Here is a 21,716-nt window from a genome sequence, read left to right on the forward strand (position 1 = left end):
GCATCACCTTTTTCGGCGCTGCTCCCTTTTTAGTTTTTTAAGATTGGCAATGGCTGTTTTGGCTTCCTTCGCCTGGCTCGACTTCTTGTCGGCCTTGTCGTCGGCAAGCTTGTAGTAGCGAATTGCCTCATCGTAGTCTTTCTTCATTTCCGCTATTTTCCCCAGCCCGATCAGCGATGAAAGGTAGTAGCCGGCATTCAGGGAGTTGGTTTCCGTTGAAAAACTGATCGCTTTTTGATAATACTGGCTGGCCAGGTCATAATTACGGTGGTAATTCATATGATAGTACGCCAGTACATAAGCTGCATTACGTCCGCTCACCGCCTCGTAGCCCGGCATAGCCTGACTTATTTTGTCCAGAATATTCTGAGCAGCCTTTTCAGCCTCTGCCATTTTTCCCGTCACAAATGCCGTGCGACAAAAATAGCGTTCGAAATAAGGATTGTTTGGGAACGTCTGCCACATGTACTTGGCCATTTCATACGCTTTGGAATGCTCGCTCTCCATGCTATAAATCTGCAAAAGAAAGTACCGCGCTTCCACCCGCGTGTAGAAAGCATTGTTGCCCACTTTTTCAAGTTGCTGCTCGCCCAGGCGCTTGTTCCCCTTTGGAAAAAGCGCCATCACAGGTTTGAGGATCGGGTATTCTTTCGGTACCCACTCAGCATAATAGTTGTACAGTCCGTCACCAAAAAGCAGTTCGGGGCTCAGGTCACCGTTCCCTTTGCATTGTTCAAAATATTTGAGTGACTTTTTGCCTGCAAATGCTGCCTTGGCCCAGCTTTCCCGCTCAGCATACAGCCTGCCCTTGAATGCATAGGCAGCGGCCAGGAAAAATGCAGGCTCTATTTTGTTCTTTTCGTTATCATAAAGCTCCTCTGCCAGCTCTATCGTAGAGTCCATCTGGGCCAGAAATGCTTTATCATGTGATTCATTGTCGGTATTCGGGACGATTTTCCACCACTCTGCCAAACCCATCAGAAAGTGCGGCATCGGGTGCGTGGGATAGCGGTATTTCAGCCAGCGGAATTCGGCATCTGCTTCCGTAAAACGGTAATTATACATCATATTAATCGCCTCGGTAGCCTCAATCTGAATGCCCGGATTTTTCAGGATCATATCATAATTCTTGTCCAGCTCGGCAGAAGAATATAGCTGTGCATCCGCCGGTCGGGCAGAAGCCAGGTAAAGGCCAATGGATAAGGTGAGGACGAAAATGATATTTTTCATAGCAGGGGTAAAATCTGTCCTAATTAACGCCCGAATTTAATTTAACGTTTGCCTGTCCGGCAGCGTTTTTGAAAAAAGAGTTAATATTGATGTTCAGACTACTTTATACCTACTTTTCATGACCATTGACATACTGGACAGAACGTTTGAGCCATTTATCTCGCGGGAAGATCTGGAAGCCCGCGTCGGGGAGCTGGCAATGTCCATCACAAGTGACTATGAAGGGCGATGTCCTCTTTTTCTGGTGGTTTTAAATGGGGCATTCCTGTTTGCCAGTGAGCTTGTCAAGCGTATTCCGCTATCCTGCCAGATGTCTTTCATCCGGCTTGCATCGTACTCCGGCACTTCGTCTACCGGGCAGGTACGACAAATACTCGGCCTTGACGGTGACCTGGCGGGACGGGATATCATTATCATTGAAGACATTGTGGATACCGGGCTCACCATGCAGTCACTGCTGGACCAGTTGCAGCAACTCGGCCCCAGTTCCATAGAGCTTGCAGTGCTACTTCACAAGCCCGAAGCTCTGAAGACACCCATCAGCATGCGGTACCTCGGCTTTGAAATCGAGAACAAATTTGTTGTCGGCTACGGACTCGATTATGAGGGTATCGGGCGTAATCTGGATGCCTTGTATGTCAGCAAATAGGTTTTTATAAATTTTCTGACCTCATGGAGCAAAGTCTTGGAAAGAAAAAAACTTTACTATATTTGCACACCGATTTCGAGCCGAAGTGGTGAAACTGGTAGACACGCACGTTTCAGGGGCGTGAGGGAGCAATCCTGTGCGGGTTCGAGTCCCGCCTTCGGCACAGTGCCGTTCCTTTTCAGGAGCGGCATTTTTTTGTTTTTTTGTGTTACAAAAAATGATAGTCTGCACAGGCGTGATTTCCCGTGAATCTGCACTTTTCACAATTCTTTGTTCAACGACAGGGGCCTTCTTTTAAAAAAGACGTAACTTTGCGGGCAATTTGTTGATATAGATAGCAGTATCTTCTTTAAAACTTAATTTTCTGTACAATGTCCGCAGTAGCATTGGAAAACCGGTTGGCCGACCGAATCAACGCGCTTGAAGAATCTTCGACGCTGGCGATGACCAAAATGGCACGTGAACTGGCCGCACAGGGCCACAGAGTAATTAGTCTGAGTGTAGGTGAGCCTGATTTTAAGACACCTGAGCACATTTGTGAAGCTGCTAAGAAGGCAATCGATGATGGTTTTCACGGCTATTCACCAGTGGCAGGATATCCTGATCTGCGCAAGGCTATCGCTGATAAACTGAAACGTGACAATAATATAGATTGGAAACCCGAGAACATCGTGGTTTCTACCGGAGCAAAGCATTCACTGGCCAATGTGATCCAGGTATTGGTTAATCCCGGCGATGAAGTAGTGATTTTTGCTCCATACTGGGTAAGCTATTCCGAAATGGTGAAGCTGGCGGAAGGCAAGTCGGTGATCATCGACGGTGCTTTCGACAATGGTTTCAAAGTAACCGCCGCACAGTTGGAAGCTGCCATTACACCCCGTACAAAGGTGGTAATGTACGCATCTCCCAACAATCCGACCGGCGCGGTGTACTCCGAAAAGGAACTGCGTGAAATCGGGGCTGTTCTGGAAAAGCACGAAGGTGTTTACATACTGGCGGATGAGATTTATGAATATATCAACTTCACCGAGGAAGGCCATTTCAGTATGGGTTCTATCCCGGCGCTGAAAGAGCGGGTGATCACCGTAAATGGTGTCGCAAAAGGATTTGCGATGACGGGCTGGCGCATCGGTTTCATTGCTGCTGCGAAATGGATTTCCGAAGGAGTGGAAAAATTGCAGGGACAGGTTACATCCGGTACGAATTCCATAGCCCAGAAAGCGGCCACTGCTGCATTTAACGGACCTTTGGACGCTACCAAAGAAATGACCGCAGCCTACGCGCGCCGCCGTGACCTTGTAGTGGGTTTGTTAAAAGAAATTCCTGGTTTCAAGGTGAATGTGCCGGATGGCGCTTTTTATGCATTCCCTGATGTCAGCTACTACTTTGGGAAATCTGATGGAACAAATACCATCAACAATTCCGACGATTTTGCCAACTGGCTGCTGACCAATTCATACGTGTCGACCGTAGCCGGCTCGGGTTTCGGGGCACCTAATTGTATCCGGATTTCCACGGCAGCTGCTGATCAGGCATTGACCGAGGCGGTTCAGCGCATTAAAGATGCCGTAGCAACATTGAAATAATTGTTTTTGAAATCAAAAAAGCCTCATAGGTGTTACCTGTGAGGCTTTTGCATTTATGCATAACAGCGTATTACCATGAGTAAGCATTATTTTTTGAAAGTAAAAGAAGTGGAAAAAGAGACGGATGAGGCTGTAACCATCCACTTTTGGCACCCGATCAATGAGGTTGTAGCCTATCGTCCGGGTCAGTTCCTGACTTTACTTTTACCTGACGGAGATAAAAAAGTGAGACGCTCATACTCCATGTCGAGTTCGCCTTACACGGATGTGTCGCCGGCAATTACGATCAAGCGGGTACCGGGGGGATATGCTTCCAACTGGCTTGCTGACTATGTAAAGCCAGGCGATGTGCTCGAAACGCTGGAACCGGCGGGCAACTTTTTTCCAAAGCAGGCTGACGATCAAACCCGGCAGGTCGTCTTTATCGGTGCAGGCAGCGGTATCACACCTCTTTTTTCCATCCTGAAGTCTGTCCTGATTGTAGAACCGGAAAGTGAAGTTTTTCTCCTTTATGGCAGCCGCAATGAGGAGCTGATTATTTTCCGGGAAAAATTGCAGGCTCTTCAGATGAAGTATGCAAATCGCCTGCACATAGTGCATACGCTCAGCCAGCCAGTGGAGAGCTGGGAAGGACAAAGGGGCCGCCTCAACAAAACACACATTCTTAAAATTATGGAATCTCTTCCTGCTTTAAACCCGCAGAATGCCGAGTACTACCTCTGCGGACCCGAAGATCTGACGCATGAAGCGAAAAGTGCCCTTGAAATCTTGTCGGTTCCCGAGGCTCATATCCGGAAGGAAAGCTTTGCAACTGCAAGCTCCGCCGAGCCGGGCGCGGTGACAACTGAAGATGATGCTGTGAAAACAAGAGAAATTACCCTTTTTTACGAAGGTACTGAGTACAAGTTACCGGTAAAGCCACACGAAACCGTACTGGAAGCCGCCCTGAATATGGATATTGATCTTCCATATTCCTGTCAGGCTGGTATGTGCACGGCCTGTCTGGGGCGGTGCGTGTCGGGTAAGGTGCATCTGGATGAAGAAGATGCCTTATCAAAAGCTGAGCGGGAAGAGGGTTTTATACTCACCTGCGTATCACATCCCATGACGGACGATGTAATCATAGAAGTAGAATAAAAGAAAACGGACAACCTGGCTGAGCCTGGTTGTCCGTTTTCATATAATATTATTTTCTGGCCGGTGCCAATGGTGGGGTAGGAGGGCTTTTGGGCCTTACGACCTTTGCAGGCGGCGGAGGAGGTGCGGGGGCACCATGGATCCTGGCAGCACGCGGCGGCTTCGGAGGACGAGGTGCAGGAACCCCAACCCTGGCAAGCCCCAGAGATTCCAGACCTGCATTACGACCCAGTTCGTCCAGCTTTGCCGAAATTTCCTGTAGTTCAGCTTCCGACTTCTGGATCGGCTCCTCAGCTGTGGAGACTGCTTTCTGTGCAGCGGCGATCTGGGTGTTCAGGTCGGTCACAGCTTGTTCCTGAGCTTTAATCTTCTGTTCCAACTCCGCCACCTGTTTTTCAACCTCGGTTTCTTTGTCTTTGGATACTTCCTGCTCCTGAGCGTGGTCCAGTATTTCAGAGCGCTGTTCCATTAAACCCGACCGCACATCCATAATCCGCTCTTTTTTCCATTCGATTTGTTCGAGCTGGCGTTGCGCGCGCTCCATCTCAAACCTTTGTTTTTCCATTTCAAGATTCAGTTCATCCATTCTGCTCTGGTATGGCCGCATTTCGGCTTCCATAGTCTGCATTTTCTGGTTGATTTCAGCTATTTTCTTGTTGATAGAATCATTTTCCATACCAGGATCAATCATCAGCTCCATATTCTCAGTCTCCTCAATCTGGATATTCATCTCTGGCTCTTCTATTTCTATGGCTGGATCAACATTCTGATGAGCCGCTTTTGATTTGCGTGCAGCAGTATGATGCTTAGCTGTTTTCTTGGGTACAGGTTTATCAGTTTGCTGTGCAAATGCATAGGCTGACACCATCGTCGCAATGGCAACCGTAAGAATCGTAGCGGAGAGGCTTGGAGCAAATCTTTGTGACTTGGCAGAAAGTCCCAGCAGCCGGTGAATGCGGTTTAGCAGCAAAGGCTTCCGGGAAGCAAAAGCCATCGCCATACCTGTGGTTGTTTGCCAGTCAGCTACTTTCAGCAAGGCATAAGCAAGCGACATTTTATCACCGCATACCCGGAGTGCAATGTCATCGCAGCAATGTTCACGTTCAGCACGGATGCGCTCGGATAGCCACCAGATGCCCGGGTGGAAGAAGAAAATGACCTCTACCAATGATTGAAGCACATTGACCAAATAATCATTGCGCTGAATATGCGCAAGCTCGTGAGCTAGTATCGCTTCCAGTTGAGCGGGAGGAAAACCTGTTAAAAATCCAAATGGTACAAGCACAACCGGGCTGAACGTACCAATGACCACCGGCGCTGTAACCCTGTTACTTTCTTTGAAGTCAACCGATTGTTTTATATTCATCCTGGCGGCAATAACACCAAACCGCGTGCGCCATTCCCGATCCGCTACAACGTGAGCACGCGTGCGCAGACGTTCAGTGAAGATCCAGCCGCCCATAAAACGCAGCAGCAGCAAGCCGGCACCAATGATCCAGCAGATTACCAGTTCATGTAAGTGTAAGGTTAGCCAAAGCTGCATTTTAAATGCCATGGACAATTCGAGCTGAGATAGTGCAACTGCTGGCTGCTGTAACACTGCTGGTTTTAAACCTGAAATGGTTACAGTTTTGGACTGGTAATAAAGGAATGTAATTACCGAAGCAGTAAGCTGAGCTGCGAGCAGCAATACGCCGGTCAGGTAGCGGGTCTGGGCTGTGCGGTGTTTGAAAAAATAAAAAGCTGCACAAGCGATTAATGCCAGGATAGCACCCTGCCAAAGGGAATGAACCAATGTCCATCCAAATGCAGCCAGTGTCGCATCGTTGAAAAGGTTAAGTGTTGCTTTCATGATTGATGGTTGTTTTCCAGGTTGTTCAGGAGCTCACGAATTTCATCCAGTTCTTTTTTGGAAGTAGTGTGGTTGCCAAGTGCCTGCATGACCATTTGAGCTGCTGAGCCCCGAAAAACGGTATTAACCAGGCGGGTTAACAGATTTTGCTGCGTTTCTTCCTGACCAAGCAGGGCAACATAAATGTGTGACCGGCCCTGCTCAGTACGATACAAAAGACCCTTGTCATGCATTATCTGCATTAACTTTAAAGTTGTGGTATAACCCGTGTCTTTGTTCGCTGATACGGTTTCATGTACTGCACGCACCGTACTAGGACCGGCTTCCCATAAGTAATTCAAAATTTCAAGTTCTGCATCTGTTGGTTTGATGTACATGATTTTAGCTGCTACGATAATGTTCGTAGCAAATGTGTACGAAAAAGATCGTAGATGCAAGAGTTATCTACGATTTTTTTCGTAATAAATGTAAGTTATTGATTATAAACAAAAAAGGCCGTCGATCAGACGGCCTTTGAACAGGTAGGTAAGTACTATCTATACGTATGTGTTAAGCATTACCGGCATGACCAGCATGAGTATATCTTCATTTTCTTCCTGATCAATAGGAATAATCAGGCCTGCCCGGTTTGGAGCGGATAATTCAAAACTAATTGTTTTGCTTGACAAGTTTCCAAGGACCTCAATAAGGAATTTAGCATTAAAGCCTATTTCCATATCATCCCCATTGTACTCGCACATCAATCGTTCATTGGCTTCATTTGAGTAATCAAGATCTTCCGCAGAAATAACAAGATCATTGAGGGACAACTTCAATCTGACCTGGTGGGTCGTACGATTGGAGTAAATGGAAATACGCCGCAGTGAGCTAAGTATTTCGAGCCTGCTGATGGTTAATGTATTCTGATTATTCGTAGGAATTGCATTTTCATAATCAGGAAAACGCTCATCGATCAGGCGGCAGATCATACGAATGGTTCCAAAGCTGAAAAATGCATTGGATGTAGTAAACTCTGCTTTTACGGGTACATCCTCAGAAGGCAAGCAGGATTTCAGCAGGTTTAATGCCTTGCGCTGAATGATCATAGAAGTATCCAGATCCGACTTGATATCTGTACGACGGTAGCGAACCAGGCGGTGACCGTCAGTGGCTACAAACGTAGCATTCTCTGTACCCATCTGAACGAAAACACCTGTCATAGCAGGCCGAAGATCGTCAGTACTCGTTGCAAAAAGTGTGTTTGAGATGGCAGCTCCCAATGCTGTGGATGAGAAATTCACAGCCTGGCCACGGTTTACAGCCGGTGTTTTTGGAAAGTCAATCGGGTTTTCACCAGAAAGTTTATACCGGCCATTGTCAGAAATAATCTCGGTTCCAAAGGTCTCGCTGTTCACCTGCAATGTAATAGGCTGCTCAGGCAGGCCACGCAGGGTATCCAGCAGCAACTTGGCAGGAATCGCAATTGCGCCCTTTTCAGAAGATTCCACTTCTATTTCCGTGATCATCACTGTTTGCAGATCCGACGCAGTGACAGTTAATGTATTTCCCTCAAGAGAGAGCAGGAAGTTCTCAAGAATAGGTACAATCGGGTTCGTTGAAACGACACCATTTATCGCAGACAGCTGTTTCAGGAGGATTGATGACGAAACGACAAACTTCATAATTCGTGACGTAAGTGTTGGATGGATTTATTGCAATACAGAATATAAAATCTGGCAGCAGGGAACAAAAGTATGGAAAAAATACGTAGCCACCGCTCCGGTTCAGGCGAATTTTCGGATGCGTATGTAATGTCTCGCGGCACCAAAAATTCCTATAAATACCAGGGGAAGCAACAGGTTAAGTGCCTGCCAGAACCTCCGGCTTTCACGTACTTCAATCTTGTCCAGCGGTCTGATCGTAATTTCCTTGCTCCTGGAATTGATGAGTCCGTTTGCATCGGTCATATAATCAATTGCATTCATGATGAAGTCCTTATTACCATAAGTCTGCTTTGACACGCGGTCATAACCCAAGGGCAGCGGGGCATTGCGGCGATAGTCAAAATCATTGATTGCAATATCACCATCGGAACATATAATAACCTTTCCCTGAGCTCCTGTTTCCCTGAATTTTGCCGCTCTCGGATCATTCGGAAGTATGCGGTTGGCAAACAGGGAGTTAAATGTACCTTCTAGCAGTATACCGGCCAGCTTCACTCCACTACGATATTCCTGAGGATCGGGATCTTTCCGGGCCTCATTGTAGCCGACCAGTGCAGGCGCATTTACCAGCTGCGTGTAGGGAGATGAGGAAAGCAGGGGAGTTTTGCGGATGCCCTGAGTACCGCCTACTGTATCAATAGAGCTTAAAAAGCGCGTATATACCGCATTGATATTGCGTGTTACCGGGTGTGGACCAAAGTTATTGAGCAATGGAAAAAACCGCCAGGGAATAGCCTGTATTTCGGGCTTGTCGCCGCTGTTCCCTACGTTCAGCAGGATTTCGGCACAGGTAAGATCTTTTACAAGATTGGTATTGATACGAACACCCCATCTGAAAAGCAAATCGGAAAGACCGATATCGAGTGGCTGAGCATAGCTTCCTTCCTGGCTTACACTGTCCACTTTGGCACCGTCGAGCAGGAAAATTGCATTTCCTCCATGGACTACATATTGATCCAGCTTAAACTTGTCGTTTTCGGAAAATGCGCTATCCGGTTTAAGAATCAGCAAAGCATCCAGACCCTGGTACGATTCGGGATTATTCATGTCCAGGAATACGTCGTATCGCTGCTGAATTGTCGCAATCAGATCACTGAGGCGGGCTGGCGGTACTTTGGTATGACTTACAACAAGGCCTACTTTTTTGCGCTGCTGATTGGATAAAAGACGTATTGCAGATGCAATTTCAAATTCAACGCCTTCATACGACTGGTTTAGCTGCTCTTCCGGCGTTGAACTTCTGTTTCCTTTTAAAAGCTGGACCGGTACGGAAAGGGTATCCGCCTGTACGATAACACCCGGAAAAATGATTTTTTCGGTACGTTTTCCGTCTTCGTTTGCAAATACATTGGTGGGAGTAAGTCCGCGATCAATGAGGTTCATGTACTGCTTTTGCCGCTGCTCCTCACTGGCAGCATCAGAAGGGTCGGAGTAATTGACGGTCAGGTGACCACTGGCATAGGTCCTGAATTCTTCCAGTGTTTCCTGGGTCGCGTTTTCCAGTCTTTCAAATCCGGGCGGAAATTCACCTGAGAGATATACGTTAACGACTATATCCTTGTCAAGGTTGCTGAGAAGGCTGATGGTAGCGTCAGAAATGCTATACCGTTTATCAGCAGTCAGGTCCAGGCGCAGAAAAAACTGTGAAGCAAGCCAGTTTAAGCCTGCAAAGATGATGATGAGTACTAAAATCCGGAGAACAGGGTGCTTCATTTTTTATACAAACAGGAGCTTTTATCCGGCTCAATGTAGTACGATTTGTAATTGGATGCTTTTTTGTCCATGCATCCTTTCAGATTCAGAAGCTGGATGTCTTTAAAATCGATCGGGTGACTTTCAGCTTGTAATGCAATGTACCCGCTTCCCAGGGGTGTATTATCCTTTTTGATCCATTCTGCTTCGTTGCCTACCTTGCCATCTTTAAAAGTATGATTGGCACCTACGTAGCCGCCGCCAATGCGGGGATTGGTATAAACCAGGACCGTGTCACCTTCAATCAGGTGATACACGATGGAATCGCCCAGCACAATAGCCTCTGCATGCACCCACTGGTCGCCATTGTAAGTTTTGGAAGCAGAATTACTGCAATGTTCCTCGGCCAGTTTTCCATTAATATCGACGATGGTTCCCGGCGTACAAAGATTACCCGTATTACGCTCTCCGGCATTCAGCCCACCCAGGTACTGCATTTCCAGCGAAATCGGGAAATCCTGGTCAAGGCCGAGACTGGCAGCTGATTGCGAATGGAGCATGATGCCGCTATTTCGGACATTCCACGAGGCTCCACCAGGAACCTGATTGCCTGTAAAACGATACTGCAGCCGGATCTTATAATGTGAATATGGCTTATGATAGTACATATGGCCGTATTCATCAGTGAACTTGTCGTACTCTTTGTAATTCACCCGGATCATCCCGTCTTCGGCGATAAAGGTGTTTTTGTGGTTATCATTCACCTTATGCCCGGCAATTTTGATATCCCAGCCCGTAAGGTCTTTTCCATTAAAAAGCGAAATCCAGTCTTCCTTATCAACTGCTTTCTGGGCGAAAGCTGGAAGGGTAAATAATAGAAGGAGTGCCAGTATTTTGTAATTCATATTGGGATATATTATCGTATTCTGCTTTTTTTTGCCACGGATACACGGATTTGCACGGATCATCCACATCCGTGTAAATTCGTGTATCCGTGGCAGTCAAAGTACCAGGCGTTTATATTCTAACTTTCCCCTCCCGAAATTAACCAGTAAACCCAGTTTGCTTCCCGAAACTTTGAGATAGTTGATAGTCTGGGCGATGTGCTCCTCTGTGAGACACTTCACACATTTTAGTTCGAGAATGATCTTGTCATAAACCACAAAATCAGCCCAGAACTTGTGCTTCAGCAACCGACCTTGGAAATAAACCGGATACTCTTTCTCACGCTCAAAATAAATGAACTTTTGCAAAAACAGGTATTCGAGCGCGTCTTTGTAGACTATTTCCAAAAAGCCGTGACCAAGCTCATTGTGTACCTCCATGCAACTTCCGATAATCTCGTAAGATTCCTGCTGATAGATCAGGTTCATTGCGTATCTGTTGTATTCTCTGCCTATTGATACGCAACAATCCGGAAAAGTAACGGTTGCTACCTCTTCCGCCGTGACTTAGGCTTGCTGCCGGCATCTTTGTGGCGGCTTGAACTGCCTGATGGTTTCCGCTCTTCCCTCCGGCTACTTCCCGGACGACGTTCACGGCTATCGTAGTTTCCCCCTGATTTTTTCGAAGACATATTGTCTGCCAGGTACAAGTCCATGCTCCGGCGTGCAATGTTGGTGTCTTTCACTTTTACCTTTACAGCATCACCAAAAGCGTAAATCCGCTTTGTACGCTGACCGATGATCCGGTAATTTTCCTTGTCCAGCTCGTAATAGTCGTCACCAAGGTCTGTCATTCTTACCAGACCTTCGGAAGCCGTGGACGTTATTTCAACAAATATCCCGAAGTCCGTAGCGCCGGTAATGATGCCGTCAAACTCCTCGTCTTTATCCATTGTACTCATATACTCCACCTGCTTGTACTTGATGGAAGCCCGCTCTGCTTCGGCAGCAAGCCGCTCGCGCTCAGAAGAGTGTCGGCAGGATTCTTCGTAAAGTTCAGGATCAACTGAGTTGCCACCATCAAGGTAATGCTGCAAAAGCCTGTGTGCCATTACGTCGGGGTAGCGGCGGATCGGAGAAGTAAAGTGCGAGTACCTTTCAAATGCCAGCCCGAAATGCCCGATGTCGGAGGTACTATACCTGGCTTTCGCCATAGTCCGGACCGCCAGCGACTCGATAAGATTTTGTTCGGGCCTGCCCTCCACCTTGGAGAGCATGGCATTCATTGATTTCGCAATCTGGTTTTCTTCGTCCACGTTGAGCTTGTAGCCCATTTTGCTGACGAAGGTTGCAAAAGTTTGCAGCCGGTCAATGTCCGGAGCCTCGTGAACACGGTACACCATGGTATTCTTGGGCTCGCCTTTGGACAGTGCGTACACAAACTCAGCCACGCGCTTGTTGGCCAGAAGCATAAACTCCTCGATCAGCTTATTGGAGTCGTGCCTCTCTTTCTGGTAAATACCCAGCGGCTTGCCATTTTCATCCAGGCGAAACCGGATTTCAGGTGTGTCAAAGTTGATTGCACCTTTTTTAAACCTTTCATTCCGGAAAATTTTTGCGAGCTCATTCAATGCATTGAGCTCGTTATAGAGTTCTCCTTCACCGGCATCGAGTACCCCCTGCGCCTCTTCGTAGCTGAACCGCTTTTTCGAGTGAATTACAGTTCGTCCAAACCATTCTTTCAAAATCTTACCCTTCGGACTCAGCTCGAAAATTGCCGAAAATGCCAGTTTATCCTCATTCGGACGCAGTGAGCATAAATTGTTAGATAGTTTCTCAGGCAGCATCGGTACCGTCCGGTCTACCAGATACACCGACGTAGCCCGCCTGAATGCCTCTTTTTCCAATTCGGTACCCGGCAATACATAATGCGACACATCCGCAATATGAACGCCTACTTCCATATTGCCTTCATCCAGATAGCGCACGGAAAGCGCGTCGTCAAAGTCTTTCGCATCCACCGGGTCAATCGTGAAGGTAAGCGTATCCCGGAGGTCCCGTCTTTTCGAGATTTCCTTTTTAAGAATTTTGTCCGGAATCTTATTGGCTTCACGCTCCACTTCTTCGGGAAAGCGCACCGGCAGGCCAAACTCCGCCATAATCGCGTGCATTTCCACATCGTTGTTTCCTGCCTTGCCAAGTACCTCTGTAATTGTACCTTCCGCCTGACTTCTGCGGGTAGGTCTTTGTGTTACTTTTACAATGACCTTATCTCCATTTTCAGCACCTTTTGTATCTTCAGTATCTATGAAAATAGGGTCAAAGAGCTTTTTGTTATCCGGCTGGACAACTGCGTAGCGCGGTGTTATTTCTATCACACCCACAATTTCCGCGCTGGCTTCCTTTACAATACCCGTAACACGGCCCTCAGTACGACCTTTACCGGCATCGCGGCCTGACCGTGAGCCGCGGGCGCTTTTGGTAAGAGGCTGGATGGTAACAATATCGCCATCCCAGGCACCACCCAGCAGGTCGGCATCAATGTAAATATCATCTTCCCTGCCTTCAACAATTACGAATGCAAAGGACTTGTTAACCCGGTCGACCCTGCCTGATAATTCCTGGTTTGCCGGCTTATTAGGCCCGGCAGAGTACGAGCCATCATTATTATACACCAGCCTGCCGGATTCTTCCAGCTCATGGATGATCTCATTAAAGAGCTGTCTTACTTTTTTGTCCTCCACCCCAAAATGGTCGTGCACATCAAACGGTCGGAAAGAATGTGTACTGTTAAGATCAAAAAACACCGCAATCTCGGCTTTCAGGTTGTCGATGTATGATATGATATGATGAGGCGTCCGAGTGCCCTGGGCTTTTTCGGAGTTCTTCTTGGTTTCTGATTTTTTATTTCTCATCTAAATTTTGATAAAAGCTGCCCGGATTATAAGCCGGCTGCTTTGTAGCGTTATGCTGTTCTTAAAATATGTGTTTCCGGCACAGGGCTCTGGCAATGCAGCCTGAGGTAAAGCTGGCTGAGCACAACCACGTCTTCCCTGCAATACCTGCTGATCTTTTCAAGATCGCCTTCTTCATAATACACCCTCGTCACCTGATCGCCGCTCATCTCGGACTTGCTGCCGGGTATATCGAAAACGGCTGCGAGCAGATCAAGCGATGTATAGTTTTTATAATCACCAAACTTCCACAGGTCCATGGTGTCCTGGTGCAATATTTCCCACGGCTTTTTGCCGGAAATCTGTAAAGCTTTGGGAATTTCAATGCAGTGGATCAGCATACGACGGCAGATAAACGGAAAGTCAAATTCCTTACCATTATGTGCACAGAGCATCAGCTGATCAGGCCGGTACTTTTCGACGAGTTCCTTGAATTGCAACAATAGTGCCACTTCGTCATCTCCGGAAATGCTTCGTACTTTGAAAGAGGCTTCTCCTTGTTCATTCCAGTAAAAACCACCGAAGGCAATGCAAATGATTTTACCAAATTCTGCATAAATAGCACCCCGCTCATAAAAAAGTGCTTCGTCTGAAAGCGTGTCGTCACCTTTTTTCAGCCCGGTTGCCTTTTTGTTCCAGAGCTTTTGCATCCGGTCCGGTAGCTGATCGTAGGAGGGGTAGGCCGCTACCGTTTCAATATCCAGGAAAAGGAGGTTCTTCAGTTTTTTACTAAATTCTTCTGACATAGGATGTGTATAGATTTTGTTAAACTATTCATGCAGAACACCTTCCAGTCCTGGCGGATCAATGAGGATCAGGTTGTTTTCTACAATGCTGTCTGGCACGAAGATAAACTTTTTATCATAAATCTGCCGGCCGATGTAATAGCTGATCCAGAATTCATTATTGAGGTGAAAAACCTCCGGCATAATCGGTTCAATGACCACATGGGTACGCGGATCAATTTCAGGAAAAAAATGGCGGAGTACTGATGTTCGCTGGTCCGAAGCGGGTCCTGATTCCCCATTGCTGTAACCCTTGGATGTTACAAATACATTGGAAATCGGCTGATCATTTCCATTGATCAGGATCACACTCCAGTCTGCTTCTTCAATGGCATTTACAGTACGTACAATCGCCACCTTGACGCCGCGTACCGGATGAAATTCAATGTCCTTTTTCAAAATATGCTTAATTAAGTTCCATTCGGAACAATGCTGCTAAATGTTGTTTAAGTTTCCTGGAAACATCCTGCATGTCAGGCGCATAGCCCAGCTCAGCTGCCATGGATGTCACCGCTTTGTCGTCGATCCCGCACGGAACAATGTTTCCGAAATACGAGAGGTCCGTGCTGACATTCAATGCAAAACCATGCATGGTAACCCAGCGGCTGGCTTTTACACCCAGGGCACATATTTTCCGGGGATTTTTCTGTGCTACAAAATCAAGCCAAACGCCCGTAAGTCCGGGAATGCGGCCTGCATTGAGGCCATACTCAGCCAGGGTGAGAATGATCGCCTCTTCAAGCGTCCGCATGTACAGGTGAATGTCTGTAAAAAAGTTGTCAAGGTCCAGGATCGGATAACCCACCAGCTGTCCGGGACCGTGGTAAGTAATGTCGCCCCCGCGATTGATCTTGTAGAACTTTGCCTGCTTTTCAACCAGCTCATCCGCTGTAAGCAGCAAATGATTTTCTTTCCCGCTTTTACCTAACGTATATACATGCGGGTGCTGGCAGAACAAAAGGTAATTAGGGGTGACTTGCTGGTCGGCAACTTCAAGGCTTCTGTTTCGCGTTTTCACGGCCAGCGTGTCCGCAAAAAGCTGCTCCTGGTAAGTCCACGCATCCTGGTAATCTATCAAACCAAGATCGCGGAAACTTACATTCTTATTTATTAGGGTATTCATTAATAGGGTATACGCTGGCTTTTAACAAAAAACAGTGACCTTACGCGGTACGCGGCGTCTGAATGTACAGAGACAGTCATATCTGATAACGCGTATTAACACTTAAAATGTTCGATGGGCATCAACAATGAGCGGGGAAGCTGGGGTGAGCGGAAAGCAGAGGAGTACCTGATCCGCAAGGGATTTGCTGTTCTGGAAAAAAATTACCGGTACAAGCACAGTGAAATTGATCTCATTGTCACGGTTAGTGATATGCTGATTTTTGTGGAAGTAAAAACAAGAAGCGGTACGGCGTTTGGAATGCCTGAAGAATTTGTAAATGCCGGTAAAGCAGGGCTTGTGAAAAAAGCTGCCGAATACTACATCTATGACAAGGACTGGCAGCAGGATGTGCGGTTTGATATTGTGTCCGTGCTGGTGCTGCCCGACGGTCAGACGGAGATATACCATATTGAGGATGCTTTTTGTTGAATAGAAGTCCTTACCAGCTTCAAAAAACAAAATCGTCCGGAAGCAAAGCCCTCGGACGATAACGCACCCCGAAGATACCGGTATTGCCGGCACCTTGTATCTTGAATATTTTTGACCAATATGCACGCAGGCCTGATCTCCTGATCTGTTTTACTTACTTTCAGGATTTTTGATCTGACCCATAAAAAGGATTGTTTTTGAGGTCTCTTCACTGATAACCAATCCAAACGGACGGTCGCAAATGTATTCGAGCCCATCCGGCCCCATGGACGTAGTACTTATTCCGATAGTGGTTACGGCAGCAGCTTCTGTACCCTGCTCATCAATGCCGAGGTAAGTATCTTGTTTTATAAAATCAACAAAAAGCGATGCGGTGGTGGTAATTTTGCCAAACTGTGCTTGTGGTGTGAAAATGCGTTTCATACCCATATTTTCCAGGGTACTATTCAGTTTTACATTGTAGTTCAGGGCAAATCTTGGTAAGCCTACACGGGCTTTGTGCTTGTACATTCCGGTGGATTGCAGTGTTTTCCAATCATTGGCCGTAATTTCAGAAAGTACATCGCCGATCGTCACGGAGCCTCTAGGAATGATCAGTGTCATGCTGAACTGCCCGTTTCCATAGGGTAGCTTTACCGCACTGTAGCGGCTGCCCGGCATGGCTGCGAAATCGTTACTGATGTACATCATTTTGACGTTCTTCGTCGTGCCATTTTCCAGCCTGAAAGGAGTGTCAATGGTTTTGTCACGATCAAACTTGTACCTCCAGTCGCCTTTGAAATACAATGCATTCAAAAGAAACATGACCTGGCCCGGATCAATGGCGTTAATTACTTTCTTGATTTTTCCGCGGGTTTTGTCATCTGCCCACTGATTGATTTTATCTGCTGCATTGCCGTCAAATGGGATTCCGGATATCTGGGCATCAAACCGGTCTTTCAGGAGCTGCTGATAGGGTTGGGCAACGGAAATCTGGTTCTTGTCGTACCAGGCGGAGTTAGCCAGGCCAAGTATTACGCGTGAGTCGGCAGCAGGAAGCTTGCTGATTAATGTTTTATATGCATCATTGAGTTTCTCCACGGATACACTATCAGCCTTAAGGGTACTTGCCAGCTGGGCAGCTGTCTCATTTTCAGCTCCGTTGAGCAACATACCCAATGCCATGTGCAGGCTGAGCGGCGACACAAAGATGTTGGGGTTCCCGGCCTCAGCCTGTCTTACTTGTCCGAAAAAGTCGAACGCGAAATCTGTTGTTGCATTGGAGATTTCAGCAGGGATCTCCACAGGATTTACCTGGTCAGAAGGCGCAGGACCATCGTTTGTACAGCCTGCAAGCATACAGGCTAATGCCGGGAAGCTGAGTAAAATGTAGAAAAATTTCATGGCTAATAGATGTCAGAGTACGTTCAGGAACAAGCGGGGTGCCTGTCAGCTTTGCCGATCTGCCTATAAAAGATTCCACAAGTGCTTCAATGGTTGGAAGTACCTGGCTTATTTTTTAAAAAGTATAACGTACTCCCCACGAAACCCCGTAAAGGTAGGGATGGGCATCCAGGCTTTGGTTGGAGCGGAAACCTGAGGAAACGGCCTTCTGATAGGAACCGGTCAGATTAGCATTCCATTGGGAAGACAACCTGTAGCTGAACCGGAGGCCTGTACTGGCAGCCCAGTTTGTGGTACGATACACTTCGTCGCTGGCTTTGGTCGTGATCATTTCACCGGAAGCTGATTCAAGTTCATTGCTCAAAAAGAAATTGGCTGTCATACCTGCCAGTACGGCATAGCTTAACTTTTTATCCGGTCGTAGTGTAAAGCCGGCCTGAACAGGTAACTGAAGGTACTGATAATTGTTGCTCACCGTCTTAGCCACATCAATATACAATGCACCATTGTTGACAAAGCTGTCATTTTTCCCGATCATGTTCGGGCTCGGACCAAGGTCGGCCAATGCATTTTCCAGCACATTGGCCGATCGGCTGTTATTTGCACTCAGTACATAGCCGCCACCCTCGTATCTGGAATTACCCTTAAGATAACTTAATCCGAGCTCGACGCTCCAGTGTTTGGACAACCTTACCCCACCCTGCGTCTGCAGCGCATAAGATGCGCCTGCCTGGCTGGTACCCGAGGTCGACTTTTTAGAAGATAAAGACTGCGTAGTAAATGCAGTCGGAGCTTCTTTTACTTTAAGGTCAGGGTTGAAAGTTGCCGGCATAACACCCACAGCCGCCCAGTATTCCTTGTTTTTAGCAGGCTGTACTGGTGCTGCTTCCTGTACCTGGGGTTTGAAAAAAACGTAACGCTGCTGAATGAGTACATCCAGCTCACTGTAGCCGACCGGGTGCAGCATGGCAATGCTTGCATTGGCAGAAGCATTTTCCGGCAATCCGGAGGCATTTACGGGAATGTTATCCTCATCCGCAGTAATACCTGCCTGATCCGTAATAGTAGCATCGGTACGATTAGCACCTGCTTCCGGCAAAGCTGCTACGCTGCTTTCCAGGCCAGTACCTGATCTGTTTGTATTGTTTTCACGCTTAACTTTTGCAGATGCCAGTTGTTTGCCGGAAACACGCAGCGCAGCCATTTGTTCTTTTTTACTCACGTCCATGGCTGCTTTTCTTTCAGCAATCAGCGCTTCACCTGGCACTGGGGTGCCAACAGGAGATACAGAGTCGCTGGTCGCTGTGGAGCGATGATCCGAAGAAGCGGCAGGAATTTTAGCAGTGGCAATTTTTACATCATTATCTTTTTGTCCTGCATTAAAATAAAAAAGGCTTCCTGCTACCAACAAAGCGGCAACTGAGGCCGCAGCATACCATACTTTGGCCGATTTCCACCAAAGTGGCACAACAGAGCCTTTTTCATCTTCATCCAGGTGTGCTTCTATCTTGTCCCACAATGCGGGAGGTGGTGTTTCAGAAGCCTCCTGGAATGCCTTTCGCCACTGCTCCTCAAAATTGTTTATTCCGGACGGGTCCATCGTCAAATTTATTTTCTTTGTTCAACTTTTGCTGAAGTAATGTCCTGGCGCGCGCATACTGCGACTTGGATGTTCCCTCAGAGATACCCAGTTTTTGGGCAATTTCATTGTGCTGATAACCTTCAATGGCATACAGGTTGAAGATCGTCTGACAACCGGGCGGCAACTCGTGAATGAGTTCAAGCAGCTGCTGCATCTGAAATCCGGCCAGTGTTACTTCCTTATCTGCAATGCCATTGTGGTGCATCTCCACATCATCGAGATCTTTCAGATGCTTCTGCTGCCGGAGGTGGTTGAGCGCAGTATTCACAACTACTGAGCGCAGCCAGTATTCCAGAGGGCTATCGGCACGGAAAGAGTCGATGTTCTCGTATATCTTAATAAATGCATCCTGCAGCACGTCCTCTGCATCAGCCCGGTTCTTGGTGTATCGGAGGCATATCGCAAACAATTTACCCGCAAACAGCTTGTACAGCTGTTTTTGGGCAAGCCGGTTGCGCTGCTTGCAGCCTTTTACCAATTCCTGTTCATCAAAGGTCATCCGAAGTGTAGGGGTGCTTCGTTCGGTTTAAAATGGTTCAGCACCGCTATCTTCAAAGATAGTTGAATACTGCTTTGCTGTTGCCGGCAGTAACTTATCCTTACTATCCGTAGGAAAGTGGACACGGGTTTGTTTAAAATGGTTGTAACGCGTAAATCCATTTCTTTGAAAGATTTCGTACATTCAGTATAAGGAACTAATCCGCAGGAGATAACCTTATATTCTGTGAACCCTTGAGAAAAAGAAGGTATTTCTGTACACCTAACTTCTATCGAACATGAGTCAATATATGGTTGAAATACAGCTTCCTGCCGTAATGTCGGAGGATTTTACGGCTAAAATACCTGCGCAGAGAAAGAAAATAAACGAGATGATGGAGCAGGGCAGAATGATGTCCTATGCACTGTCCGATGATTATTCAAGACTTTGGTGTGTGGTACGTGCGGAGAGTGAATTTGAAGTGATGACTTTAGTTTCCGAGTTTCCGCTAATTGAATATATGGAGCCGAAAATATCCAAGCTGATGTTTAACAATGTGGTCGCGCTGCGGCTCCCGATGTTTTCACTGAATTAACCGGAGGGCAATCGACAGATTGCCCTTTTTTTATAGCTTTCTTTCAAGCAGCCTGAGTATGGCCGAAAGTCCTTCCTGATCTTCTTCGTCAAAATCATTCAGATTGTCACTATCCACATCCAGTACCATAGCTACCATCCCGTTCCTGTGAAATACGGGAAGCACGATCTCGGACCTGGAAGCGGAGCTGCATGCAATATGTCCCGGAAATTCGTCTACATCGGGTACAATAATGGTTTGAGCCCGGGAGTAGCAGGCACCGCAAACCCCTTTATGAAACGGAATGCGTGTACAGGCAACAGGTCCCTGAAACGGGCCAAGTACCAGTTGACCTTCTTTGACAAGGTAAAATCCGACCCAAAAAAAACCAAAGGCTTCTTTCAGTACGGCTGTAATATTGGACAAGTTGGCAACCAGGTCGCTTTCATCCTGGATCAGGGATGCTACCTGCGGGAGTAATGCTTCGTACAGGGTCTTCCTGTCTGCACCTGTGGGAATTAATAGTTCTTCTGCCATAATGGTTTGCTTTGTCCTGATTGAAACAGAAAACCTTTCTTATTTGTTGCGGCTGGCCTTAATTTAGCCATCCCAAACAACAAGTATCCCATGCTGCAACGCCATATTCTGCTGATGGACGGACCCGATCACAAGGGCCTGATTTACCAGGTAACCAAGATCCTCTTCGCGCACAATCAAAATATCATCCGCAATGACGAATACGTCAGTCCGTCACACTATTTCTTTATGCGTACGGAATTTGAAGGTGATGCGGATGTACATGCATTGATGCACGTATTGCAGACGGAGCTTCCCGCAGACCTGAATCTGCGGATCAATCCGAAGAAGAAAAAGGATATTGTGCTGTTTGTCACCAAGGAGCACCATTGTCTGGGCGAGTTGCTGATCTGGTATGCATTTGATGAGCTTGATGCTACCATACTGGCCGTGATCAGCAACTACAATACATTACAGCCCCTGGTAGGAAAGTTCGGAATTCCTTTTCATTTTATCTCTCACGAAAACAAAACCCGTGAAGAACACGAAGAGGCGGTATTGCGCACGCTGGACATTTACCGGCCCGAATACCTGGTACTGGCCAAATATATGCGCATTATCACGCCAGAGTTTGTCCGTCACTTTCCGGATAAGATTATCAACATTCACCATTCATTTTTACCGGCATTTGTTGGTGCTAATCCGTACCGGCAAGCATATGAACGGGGTGTAAAGATTATAGGGGCGACAGCACATTTCGTGAACGACAATCTGGACGAAGGACCGATAATTGCGCAGGATGTAAAATCGGTAGATCACCGGCAAACCGCCACGGATATGGCTACACTGGGAAGAGATACTGAAAAGGCGGTGTTATCAAAAGCCTTGAAGCTGGTATTTAACGACCGGGTTTTTGTACATAATAACCGGACGATTATCCTGTAAAAAGAAAAAAGCCCTTAGTCAGAATCACCGAGGGCTTTTTGCAATCTGATGGATGTTATTGAATGTGTAATCTTACAAAAATTTCTTTAAAACATCAAATTCGTATTCAGCC

General features: G+C 47.0%; 21 protein-coding genes and 1 tRNA gene. 7 read left to right on the top strand and 15 right to left on the bottom strand.

From position 1 onward, the window contains the following. Positions 1–3 precede the first annotated feature (3 nt). Positions 4–1,230, bottom strand: a complete 1,227-nt coding sequence (locus HWI92_RS19430; protein WP_204658366.1) for a tetratricopeptide repeat protein — start codon at positions 1,228–1,230, stop codon at positions 4–6. 118 nt (positions 1,231–1,348) lie between these two features. On the opposite strand from HWI92_RS19430, the gene hpt reads away from it, so the two are divergent. From hpt to HWI92_RS19450, 4 genes are all read left to right on the top strand, one after another. Next, positions 1,349–1,879 carry a hypoxanthine phosphoribosyltransferase gene (hpt, locus tag HWI92_RS19435; RefSeq protein WP_204658368.1) on the top strand — a complete coding sequence of 177 codons (531 nt, stop codon included), beginning with the start codon at positions 1,349–1,351 and terminating at the stop codon, positions 1,877–1,879. Positions 1,880–1,958: 79 nt separating this feature from the next. Then, positions 1,959–2,042, top strand: a tRNA-Leu gene (locus HWI92_RS19440). Positions 2,043–2,250: 208 nt separating this feature from the next. Next, positions 2,251–3,465: a pyridoxal phosphate-dependent aminotransferase gene (locus HWI92_RS19445; protein ID WP_204658370.1), complete on the top strand. Its 1,215-nt coding sequence runs from the start codon at positions 2,251–2,253 to the stop codon at positions 3,463–3,465. Positions 3,466–3,540: 75 nt separating this feature from the next. Further along, positions 3,541–4,602: a ferredoxin--NADP reductase gene (locus HWI92_RS19450; RefSeq protein ID WP_204658372.1), complete on the top strand. Its 1,062-nt coding sequence runs from the start codon at positions 3,541–3,543 to the stop codon at positions 4,600–4,602. Positions 4,603–4,651: 49 nt separating this feature from the next. On the opposite strand, the gene HWI92_RS19455 is transcribed toward HWI92_RS19450, so the two are convergent. The 10 genes from HWI92_RS19455 to lipB form a co-directional block, all read right to left on the bottom strand. Then, entirely contained in the window at positions 4,652–6,454 is a 1,803-nt protein-coding gene (locus HWI92_RS19455) for a M56 family metallopeptidase (RefSeq protein WP_204658374.1), read from the bottom strand. Continuing rightward, complete coding sequence (locus HWI92_RS19460) at positions 6,451–6,831, bottom strand: BlaI/MecI/CopY family transcriptional regulator (RefSeq protein WP_204658376.1); 381 nt, start codon at positions 6,829–6,831, stop codon at positions 6,451–6,453. The genes HWI92_RS19455 and HWI92_RS19460 overlap by 4 nt, the downstream gene beginning before the upstream one ends. 159 nt (positions 6,832–6,990) lie before the next feature. Then, a complete protein-coding gene (gene dnaN, locus HWI92_RS19465; RefSeq protein WP_204658378.1) occupies positions 6,991–8,115 on the bottom strand; it encodes a DNA polymerase III subunit beta in 1,125 nt (374 codons plus the stop codon). A 102-nt stretch (positions 8,116–8,217) separates the two neighbouring features. After that, positions 8,218–9,870: a gliding motility-associated ABC transporter substrate-binding protein GldG gene (gene gldG, locus HWI92_RS19470; RefSeq protein WP_204658380.1), complete on the bottom strand. Its 1,653-nt coding sequence runs from the start codon at positions 9,868–9,870 to the stop codon at positions 8,218–8,220. Next, positions 9,867–10,754, bottom strand: a complete 888-nt coding sequence (locus HWI92_RS19475) for a 3-keto-disaccharide hydrolase (protein WP_204658382.1) — start codon at positions 10,752–10,754, stop codon at positions 9,867–9,869. The genes gldG and HWI92_RS19475 overlap by 4 nt, the downstream gene beginning before the upstream one ends. 96 nt (positions 10,755–10,850) lie before the next feature. Continuing rightward, positions 10,851–11,222, bottom strand: coding sequence for a GxxExxY protein (locus tag HWI92_RS19480; RefSeq protein WP_204658384.1), 372 nt, complete (start codon positions 11,220–11,222; stop codon positions 10,851–10,853). A 59-nt stretch (positions 11,223–11,281) separates the two neighbouring features. Beyond that, positions 11,282–13,648: a ribonuclease R gene (gene rnr, locus HWI92_RS19485; protein WP_204658386.1), complete on the bottom strand. Its 2,367-nt coding sequence runs from the start codon at positions 13,646–13,648 to the stop codon at positions 11,282–11,284. Positions 13,649–13,698: 50 nt separating this feature from the next. Further along, positions 13,699–14,433, bottom strand: a complete 735-nt coding sequence (locus HWI92_RS19490) for a 3'-5' exonuclease (protein WP_204658388.1) — start codon at positions 14,431–14,433, stop codon at positions 13,699–13,701. A gap of 24 nt (positions 14,434–14,457) precedes the next feature. Then, a complete protein-coding gene (locus HWI92_RS19495; protein WP_204658390.1) occupies positions 14,458–14,871 on the bottom strand; it encodes a hypothetical protein in 414 nt (137 codons plus the stop codon). Positions 14,872–14,878: 7 nt separating this feature from the next. Further along, positions 14,879–15,595 carry a lipoyl(octanoyl) transferase LipB gene (lipB, locus tag HWI92_RS19500; protein ID WP_204658392.1) on the bottom strand — a complete coding sequence of 239 codons (717 nt, stop codon included), beginning with the start codon at positions 15,593–15,595 and terminating at the stop codon, positions 14,879–14,881. A 114-nt stretch (positions 15,596–15,709) separates the two neighbouring features. On the opposite strand from lipB, the gene HWI92_RS19505 reads away from it, so the two are divergent. Beyond that, positions 15,710–16,066: a YraN family protein gene (locus HWI92_RS19505; RefSeq protein ID WP_204658394.1), complete on the top strand. Its 357-nt coding sequence runs from the start codon at positions 15,710–15,712 to the stop codon at positions 16,064–16,066. 150 nt (positions 16,067–16,216) lie between these two features. Here HWI92_RS19505 and HWI92_RS19510 read toward each other — a convergent pair whose 3' ends face one another. From HWI92_RS19510 to HWI92_RS19520, 3 genes are all read right to left on the bottom strand, one after another. Next, positions 16,217–17,449 (bottom strand): serpin family protein, encoded by a 1,233-nt coding sequence (locus HWI92_RS19510; protein WP_229248330.1) that lies wholly within the window; start codon positions 17,447–17,449, stop codon positions 16,217–16,219. Positions 17,450–17,564: 115 nt separating this feature from the next. Beyond that, positions 17,565–19,049, bottom strand: a complete 1,485-nt coding sequence (locus HWI92_RS19515; RefSeq protein WP_204658396.1) for an outer membrane beta-barrel protein — start codon at positions 19,047–19,049, stop codon at positions 17,565–17,567. Further along, positions 19,021–19,590: an RNA polymerase sigma factor gene (locus HWI92_RS19520; RefSeq protein WP_204658398.1), complete on the bottom strand. Its 570-nt coding sequence runs from the start codon at positions 19,588–19,590 to the stop codon at positions 19,021–19,023. The genes HWI92_RS19515 and HWI92_RS19520 overlap by 29 nt, the downstream gene beginning before the upstream one ends. Positions 19,591–19,867: 277 nt before the next feature. Between HWI92_RS19520 and HWI92_RS19525 the strand changes: the two genes are divergently transcribed. After that, complete coding sequence (locus tag HWI92_RS19525) at positions 19,868–20,164, top strand: muconolactone Delta-isomerase family protein (RefSeq protein WP_204658400.1); 297 nt, start codon at positions 19,868–19,870, stop codon at positions 20,162–20,164. A 30-nt stretch (positions 20,165–20,194) separates the two neighbouring features. Here the strand turns inward: HWI92_RS19525 and msrC are convergent, their stop codons facing one another. Then, positions 20,195–20,680, bottom strand: a complete 486-nt coding sequence (gene msrC, locus HWI92_RS19530) for a free L-methionine (R)-S-oxide reductase MsrC (RefSeq protein ID WP_204658403.1) — start codon at positions 20,678–20,680, stop codon at positions 20,195–20,197. 114 nt (positions 20,681–20,794) lie between these two features. Here msrC and purU point away from each other — a divergent pair, with 114 nt between their 5' ends. Continuing rightward, on the top strand, positions 20,795–21,604 hold the full coding sequence (gene purU, locus HWI92_RS19535) for a formyltetrahydrofolate deformylase (protein WP_229249410.1): 810 nt from the start codon (positions 20,795–20,797) through the stop codon (positions 21,602–21,604). Positions 21,605–21,716: the final 112 nt, after the last annotated feature.

The sequence above is a fragment of the Dyadobacter sandarakinus genome, from assembly GCF_016894445.1.
In the GTDB taxonomy this organism is placed as follows: Bacteria; Bacteroidota; Bacteroidia; order Cytophagales; family Spirosomataceae; genus Dyadobacter; species Dyadobacter sandarakinus.